At 75.5% G+C, this 2591-nt stretch carries 2 protein-coding genes; both read right to left on the bottom strand.

Annotated elements, in window-relative coordinates; genetic code table 11:
• Positions 1-1531, bottom strand: a 1531-nt coding sequence (locus GA0115240_RS37420; RefSeq protein ID WP_161302589.1) for a hypothetical protein, incomplete at its 3' end; no start/stop codon positions are given.
• A gap of 94 nt (positions 1532-1625) precedes the next feature.
• Positions 1626-2342, bottom strand: a complete 717-nt coding sequence (locus GA0115240_RS30575) for a demethylmenaquinone methyltransferase (RefSeq protein ID WP_093741721.1) — start codon at positions 2340-2342, stop codon at positions 1626-1628.
• Between the last annotated feature and the right edge of the window lie 249 nt (positions 2343-2591).

Genomic DNA, 2591 nt, shown 5'->3' on the forward strand with positions numbered 1-2591 from the left:
ATGTCCCAGCCGACGCCGGTGCCCATCGGCGTTCGAACGCCCCGGCCGGCATCCCCCGCCCGCCCAACGCCCGCCACAGGTACGGCGCGACGAAGACCCCGCCGAACGACCAGAGCACCGCGAACAGCAGAGCCTCCAGGACGCCGGACCCCGCGGTGGAGTGGCCGATCCCGCTGGCGAAGGCCACCGTGCCGGAGTCGCCGCCCGCGGTGAAACCGCCGACCGCGACCAGCAGCAGGAACAGCACCGTGAACACGCCCGCCACCACGAACTGTTCGACCCGGTCCCGGGACCGGCGTACCGCCAGCAGGCCGATCAGCAGCGCGCACAGCAGGCCGCCGGCCAGTGCGCCGGCCACCGCCCAGCCGCCCCACAGGCCGTTCAGCCCGGACAGGCCGAAGGAGAGGTGGGTGAGGTCGCCCGCGTAGGTGTGCTCGGTGATCCGGAAGGGGGCGCCCCAGGCCAGTCCGAGGCCGGACACCCCGAGGTTGAGCACCAGCAGCCCGGCGAACGCGACGCCCCAGCCAGTCAGTTGGTGATAGTGGGCGGCGGCGACCACGAAGACGACGACCCCGGCGAAGGCGATGCACAGCGCCAGGGCCAGCGCCGCGGTCCGGACCGCCCGGGCGAAGGCGGCCAGATCCGGGTGGCCGGCCAGCCAGGCCCGCAGTTCGGGCCGGCACAGCACCACGAGCGCGGTGGCCAGGCTGATCAGCAGGGCCCAGAAGGTGACCAGGAACGGCCCGGTGCCGATGTCGTCCACTCCGATGCTCGGCTGCCCGACCAGGGCGAGCACCAGCGCACCCGCCGCGGCCGCCAGCGCGACCCGCACCGCCGCCTCGGGGCCGCGCTGCCGCCGGCGCACCGCGACGAGCACCAGGACCAGCAGGCCGATCCAGAGCAGCGTGACGGTGAGCGGCAGCAGGGTGTAGGTCTCGGTGACCTTCCTGGCCGGCGGGAAGTGGCCGCCGTCGCCGAACACGGTGCCGCCACCGGCGTCGTCGCCGTCGAAGCTGCCGCCGAAACCGGTGAGGTCGAAGTTCTCACTGATGCTGAGCGAACCGCCGAGCCCTTGGACGAGCAGGCCGAGCGCGGCTCGGGCGCGGGTGCCGAAACCGAGGCCGGCCTGGTGCACGGCGGTCCCGGACCAGCCCCCGATCAGCAGCGCGAGCGCCGCCACGCCCAGCGCGGGGACCAGCGCGGTCCACTCCCAGGGACCGCTGACGACACGGCCGGCGAAGTGGGCGACGGGCGCCCCGATCGGTGCGGGCCGCGCCGACGGGTCGGACTCGGCGGGCGACGCAAGCAGATGGACGGTCGGCGGCCCGGCGGGCGGCGGCGGAGGCAGCGACGGCCGAGGCAGCGACGGCCGAGGCAGCGGTGACGGCGACGGCGACGGCGACGGCGACGGGGGCACCGGATCCCGGCCCGACGCGCCGGATGCGGCGTCGAGCCGCGCACCGCAGCGAGGGCAGGCCCGCACCCCCGCCGCCTCGTCGACCTGTTCCCCGCACGCGCGACACTGGGACACGGGCACCTCCGGAGCGAGCCGGGGGATGCCGTCCTCCCCTCGGACTTCGCAGCTTAAAGGCGCCCTTCCCGCCCGCGCCCCCGCAATGCGCGCTTCAGTTCCGCGCGGCCGCCGGCACCGTCGCGTTCGTCCCGCGGTGCAGGGCGACGATGCCGCCGGTCAGATTCCGCCAGGCCACCGCGGACCAGCCCGCCTCCTGCAACCGGCGGGCCAGCGCGGGCTGATCGGGCCAGGCCCGGATGGACTCGGCGAGATAGACGTAGGCGTCCGGGTTGCTGCTCACCCGCTGCGCGACCGGCGGCAGCGCGCGCATCAGGTACTCGGTGTAGACGGTCCGCAGCGGGCGCAGCGTCGGGTGGCTGAACTCGCAGATCACCAGGCGCCCGCCGGGCTTGGCGACCCGCCGCATCTCGCGCATGGCCGCGGCCGTGTCGTGCACGTTGCGCAGCGCGAAGGAGATGGTGACGGCGTCGAACACGCCGTCGGCGAAGGGGAGTCGGGTCGCGTCCCCGGCGGTCAGCGGCAGCTCGGGGTGCCGCTTCTTGCCCTCCTTGAGCATGCCGAGCGAGAAGTCGCACGGGACGACCTCGGCGCCGGCCGCGGCGAACGGCAGCGAGGAGGTGCCGGTGCCCGCGCCCAGATCCAGCACCCGCTCCCCGCGGCGCACGTCCAGCGCCTCGGCGACGGCACGCCGCCAGAGGCGGGCCTGGCCCAGCGACAGCACGTCGTTCGTCAGGTCGTACTTGGCCGCCACGCCGTCGAACATCGCGGCGACTTCCTGCGGCTGCTTCTCCAATGAGGCCCGGGTCACGTCCCCCACCCTATTGCGCGCGGGGCGCCCCACCGGTCCCGCCCCCGCCCGGGTCGCCGCCGCCTTCCGGCTGCCGGCCGGGGTGCCACCGTTTGGGAGCGTGGGCAACCGCGCGAGCAACCGGCCGGCGGCCGGTGGCCCGGATACGACAGCAACAGCGCCTTCGGGCCGGTGACGACCCGCAGCGCCGGCGTGGCCGCTCGCGCGGTTCCTCGCGCCTCTGCGGGACGCCCCGGGCGGGGTGCGTCA

The organism is Streptomyces sp. DvalAA-14, from assembly GCF_900091855.1.
Taxonomy (GTDB): Bacteria; Actinomycetota; Actinomycetes; order Streptomycetales; family Streptomycetaceae; genus Actinacidiphila.